The sequence below is a fragment of the Acetobacter sp. genome (assembly GCF_047721705.1).
GTDB lineage: Bacteria > Pseudomonadota > Alphaproteobacteria > Acetobacterales > Acetobacteraceae > Acetobacter.
This window is the reverse complement of the sequence record NZ_JBDNXK010000135.1, coordinates 1-5,366: the sequence shown is the minus strand read 5'-3', so window position 1 is coordinate 5,366 and position 5,366 is coordinate 1. Positions and strand designations below refer to the sequence as shown.

Here is a 5,366-nt window from a genome sequence, read left to right as displayed (position 1 = left end):
ATTCGCCACCCGCTTCGCCCGCGTGGTGGCAAAGCTGCGGGTCGGGCCGGGCAGCAACCCGGATGCCGCCATCGGGCCGCTGATCAGCACCAAAGCGCTGGAAAAGGTGGAGGAACATGTCCATGACGCGGTCGCCCATGGCGCAACCGTCCTGTGCGGCGGCGCGCGCGATGGCGCGGGCGACCTGTTCTACCAGCCCACCGTGCTGCGCGATGCCACACCCGCCATGCGCATCGCGCGCGAGGAAACCTTCGGTCCCGTCGCCCCCCTGTTCCGTTTCCATACCGAGGCCGAAGCCATAGCCATGGCCAATGATACGGAATACGGTCTGGCCGCCTATTTCTTCACCCGCGACCATGCTCGCGCCCACCGCATGGCCGAAGCGCTGGAATATGGCATGGTCGGGCACAATACCGGCCTTATCTCCAACGAGGTCGCCCCATTTGGCGGCATCAAGCAGTCGGGCATGGGGCGGGAGGGATCACGCTACGGCATGGATGAATACATGGAAATAAAATACATTTGCACAGACGTTACTAACTAGGGCTCTGTTAGCAGACTGTCGGGGTGGGGTGCCTACCTCTGGTGATCTGGGATAAGCTTTCAGGATGAGCAGCTTCATTCCGTTTGATCGATCGCAGCCGTATCTTCTGCCGCCGGATATGAAGTCATGGTTGCCGTCGGACGATGTGGCGCATTTCATCGTGGCGGCGGTAGAGCGGGTGCCGTTGAGGTCATTTTCCGTTCCTGTGCGGACAGGCGGCAAGGCGCAATATCATCCGCGCTTGATGCTGGCGCTGCTGATCTACGCCTATGCGAATGGCGTGTTCTCATCGCGTCGGATCGAACGGGCGACGTATCGTGATATCGGTATGCGCTTTGTGGCGGCGAACCTGCATCCTGACCATGACACGATCGCGGCGTTCCGACGCGGCAACCGCACGGCGATCGAGGCGGCGTTCGTGCATGTGCTCCTGCTGGCACGCGAGACGGGGCTGGTGCGGCTTGGCACGGTGTCGATCGACGGCACGAAGATCGATGCCAATGCCTCGAAATACCGTTCCATCCGTTATGATCGCGCGAAAGAACTGCGCGAGACGTTGGCCACCGACATCGCAATCCTGATGGACCAGGCGGAGACGGCGGATACAACCGATACGGATCACCAGGTCTTGCCGGAGGAACTGGCCCGCCGGGAGGCTCTGAAGGCAAAGCTGGATGAAGCCTGTGCGCGACTGGAAGCGGAAGCCCGCGAGCAGGCCGAGACCGCCCGGCCCGAATACGAACGCAAGAAAGCGGCCTTTGATGCGAAGCGGGGACGGCGTGCCCGCCCGCCGAAAGAGCCCGACGATGAACCGCCACCAGACCGGCAGATCAACCTGACCGATCCGGACAGCAGGCTGATGCGCCGCTCCGACGCGCATGAATACCGACAAGCCTACAATGCCCAGGCCGTGGTTTGTGCCGAGGGCAGCCAGTTGATCCTGGAAAATGGGGTCGTTGTAACGACGGCGGACGCGCCCAGCTTCGCCGCCACCATCCTGGGTATGGAGGAGAGGATCGGCCTGCCACGAACCGTCCTCGCCGACACGGGTTTCGCTAGCGGCAAAGCCATCCAGACATTGCAGGCCAGCGGCGTGGACCCGCTGGTCGCCATCGGACGCCCTGTGAATCGGCGCCCTTATGACTTCCGGCCAGAACCACCACCCAGGGAGCCGCGCCGGATCACCGAGCCCTGGCGCCTGGAAATGAAGGCCAGGCTGCAACAGAACCCGGCAAAAGCCCTTTACGCCTTACGCAAGCAGACCGTCGAACCGGTCTTCGGTATCATCAAGAGCGCCATGGGCTTCACCCGTTTCCATCTCCGTGGCCTCCCCAACGTCGCAACAGAATGGACGCTCGTCGCCCTCGCATACAATTGCCGCAGGATCACGCGACTGACGGCCGCATAAACGCCGTCGTCGCCGTCACTTATCACTACAGCAGCGCCCAACGCCAGCCCTACGGCAGCGGTGATCGACAGCCAGAGCATCAAGGCGCCTCACGCGGAAACAAGAGGCTACGACGCCGGCAAGAAGGTCGTCGGCCGCAAGCGCCACATTGCCGTCGATACCGATGGACGCCTGTTGATGATCAATCTTACCTCTGCTAACATCTCGGACAGTGCGGGTGCCCAGATAATCCTGGATGCCATCCGCAAACGCTGGCCCTGGGTGAAGCACCTGCTCGCCGATGGCGCCTACGATCGGCTCAGCCTCATGGACAAGGCGGCTTATCTCGACTTCGTCCTTGAAATCATCCGCCGCCGCGAGAGCGCGAGAGGTTTTGAGGTACTGCCCCGCCGATGGGTCGTGGAGCGAACCTTCGGCTGGATGACCAGATGGCAGCGCTTGGTTCGGGATTATAAACGTCGCATCGACGTGTCAAAGGCCATGATTCTCGTCGCCATGGGGGCCAATCTCATGCGCAGAAACGCTCACCCGTGATTTTCCAAACAGGCTCTTAGGCCTTGATATAGTCTGCTGTAGTAGCGATGAGGATGACAGAGAGGAAGGATGCCGCGGTTTTCTCATATCGGGTCGCGATAGCCCGCCCCTCCTTGGGCCTTGCCCACAGATTTTCGACCAGGTGTCAGTGTCTGTAAGCCCATCTGGGACAGGCGACTTCTGGATCATTCTTCCTTGGCGGAATGACAGGACGAGATCCCCGGTCCCAGAGATATTCACGGAATTTATGCGAGGCATACCTACGGTCACAGACGACATAGATCGGTGGGTGTGGCAGGTCGTCGAGCAGGGCATAAGCGGATGGCAGTTCATGTGCCTGTCCGGGCGACAGTGTGAAGGACAATGCCTTGCCATGTCCATCTGCCGCTACGCAGACCTTGGTGCCAAAGCCTCCACGTGAACGGCCAAGCGCCTCACGATCTCTGCGGCGTTCCCTGTATCCCCTTTTTTAGCGGCCCCGGCCGCCTTGTGATGAGCACGGATCGTCGTGCCATCGAGAAAGACCATGCCCAATTCCGGGTCCGCGCCTCTTACCTTTTCAAAGAGGCGCTGCCACACCCCAAACTTCGACCAGCGAATGAACAACTGTGCGGCAATCCACCAGGGACCAAACTCAGATGGCAGGGCACGCCACTTCGCGCCGTTCTGATGGCGCCAGAAAATCGCAGAGATCGTCCGTCGAAGGTTTGTCGGTGGGGTCTTTCCCTTCGGACGGACTTCTTCGATCAAAGGCTCCCAGACGGCATCAGAAAAGACAGACTGCATCATGCTCATCATAAACAGCTATGCAGTCCGTTCTGTCATTCAAGACCTAACAGACCCTAATTGGCGAGCACCGTTCCACCGGAGAACGGAAATACTACCTGTCCAACCTGTCTGCCGGCACCTCCCTCAGGCTACTGGCCGCTGCGATCAAGGCCCGCTGGGTCTGCGAACAGGCGCATCAGCAACTCAAGGAGGAACTGGGCCTCGATCACTTTGAGGGACGATCATGGACAGGCCTGCACCGACACGCATTGATGTCCATGATGGCCTACGCCTTTCTCCAGTCCCGGCGCCTCATGGCGATCGGGCGGAAAAAAAAGAGTCACCGGCCGACCTCCACAGTCCAGTCTGCCAGCAATACGACAGGCCATTCTTGATCGCATCCTGCGACCACCCACCGGGCAATGCCCGCACTGTGAAAACCTTCTACTCCAGACCCCGCAATACATTCTGCCAAAGTAGTGCTACAATCCACATCGACGCCATTTATATCCGGGCGGTTTCCCCCCCTTGCTTTCGAAGCAGGAATATTCCTGACCAGCACTCAGCTTGTTTTCCGCCCAATTTACTCAATCTGCGACAGTCGGGGGCACATATTTTGATGCGTTCGGTTTATCAGTAACTTCCACAGTGAATTTGATGTTCCATGTTTTTCCAAAGAGAGGATCATCCTGCAACTCTTTAGGTTCCTGGAAATTCATCCCAAAATCTTTTCTGTCGACTATCCCTGTCAAAGTGAAAGCACGAAATTTGACACCATCGAAAGGAACAATTTTCGACGCAGTCATTGCCAATGTCACTGGGCGGGTAACCCGATTCATGGAGAGATTACCTTTTACTTCATACGTATCCGCATTCTGCTTTTTGATCGATGTACTTGTGAAATATATTGTAGGGTTCTTTGCTGCGTCAAAAAACCCTTTTTCCCTTAGCATGGTAACAAAGAGGGAATTATGGGACCATATGCTTTCAGGCGCACAAGAAATATTGAACTTTGCATTTTCAACATTATCACCCGAAAAAACGACTGTAGCGATTGAATTGGGTATTGTTGTCGTATTCACGAATAGATTGCTATGTGTGAAGCTGATTTCCATCCATGTACCAACAGGATCAGATACCCATGTTTCAGCCGTAGGGGCGGCACAGGCATCTACATTATGAAGCGCGATTGCAAGCACGGAGCCAATAAAGGCAGTTTTTACTCTCATGTCTTTATCTTTCGTTATTTTTCAGAATATTTGGCCGATCTCGAACCCAAACCACCTAGGTGTCTGGATATATTGTCCACGTGAATTGTCAGGTGTCGAAAAAGAATAGGTGTCGCCATGCCGGTTGGTCAGGTTGTCGACATAGAAATCGACATGCCACGGCTTCTTTCTTGTGGATATAAGAGACATTCTGAAGCCAAGGGACTGTATCTTACTGGTCTTGGCATTCATATCCCCCAGAGACGTCCACATATTATCCTTCCATGAATAACTGACCTGTGTCCGGAATATAAGTACATCTGCAATTTTATGAGAATAACTTGCAATAGCCGACCATGAAAACTTGGGGGCAAAAGGAAGCGCGCTATGCGCCGTAATGGGCAATACAATTGTGGCGCCACGCAATGAATCGGGCCCTTTCTGAATAATACCGTCCAAGTACGCAAAATTACCTTCGATATTCAGACCCGGCAGGGGTGTCTTCCACGAAGCCTGCAATTCTCCGCCCCGTGTCCTGGATTTAGGAATACTGCCCAGACTTACGAAATATCCGGTAGGCGACTCAGCAAGCATCAAGGTCTGGCGGTTGCGGTATTCATAATCAAACAACGATCCGCTGAGCGATAGATGCCCGTCATTGGAGAGGTATTTCAGACCGACTTCATAAGCAAGAAGATTTTCCGGTTTGATATATGCAATAGACGATGCTGATGTAGATGCTTGGGAAAAATATGTTCCCGGTTTAAACCCGTTCGATATGGTTGCATAAGCCATTAGTGAATGAATAATATTATACTCAAGTCCAAATTTTCCTGTAAATTTGTCTGTCTGATGTGTCTGATCTATTCGATAAAGATAGTTGCCGTTTGCACTATTTAAATCC

General features: G+C 55.2%; 4 protein-coding genes and 3 pseudogenes. 4 read left to right on the top strand and 3 right to left on the bottom strand.

The annotated features are described in order from the left end of the window. The 3 genes and pseudogenes from ABF824_RS15280 to ABF824_RS15270 form a co-directional block, all read left to right on the top strand. Nucleotides 1-544, top strand: a 544-nt coding sequence (locus ABF824_RS15280; protein WP_415489841.1) for an aldehyde dehydrogenase family protein, incomplete at its 5' end; no start/stop codon positions are given. Between the two features lie 64 nt (nucleotides 545-608). After that, a complete protein-coding gene (locus ABF824_RS15275) occupies nucleotides 609-1,952 on the top strand; it encodes an IS1182 family transposase (protein WP_415489840.1) in 1,344 nt (447 codons plus the stop codon). Between the two features lie 42 nt (nucleotides 1,953-1,994). After that, nucleotides 1,995-2,486: pseudogene (locus ABF824_RS15270) on the top strand (IS5 family transposase); the annotation flags it as partial. A gap of 16 nt (nucleotides 2,487-2,502) precedes the next feature. On the opposite strand, the pseudogene ABF824_RS15265 reads toward ABF824_RS15270, so the two are convergent. Then, nucleotides 2,503-3,272 (bottom strand): annotated as a pseudogene (locus tag ABF824_RS15265) (IS5 family transposase). A 56-nt stretch (nucleotides 3,273-3,328) separates the two neighbouring features. Here ABF824_RS15265 and ABF824_RS15260 point away from each other — a divergent pair. Then, nucleotides 3,329-3,649: pseudogene (locus ABF824_RS15260) on the top strand (transposase); the annotation flags it as partial. A gap of 192 nt (nucleotides 3,650-3,841) precedes the next feature. On the opposite strand, the gene ABF824_RS15255 reads toward ABF824_RS15260, so the two are convergent. Continuing rightward, complete coding sequence (locus tag ABF824_RS15255; RefSeq protein WP_415489839.1) at nucleotides 3,842-4,483, bottom strand: YceI family protein; 642 nt, start codon at nucleotides 4,481-4,483, stop codon at nucleotides 3,842-3,844. A gap of 21 nt (nucleotides 4,484-4,504) precedes the next feature. Beyond that, nucleotides 4,505-5,366 (bottom strand): TonB-dependent receptor domain-containing protein (locus ABF824_RS15250; protein WP_415489838.1); only part of this gene is annotated, 862 nt, incomplete at its 5' end.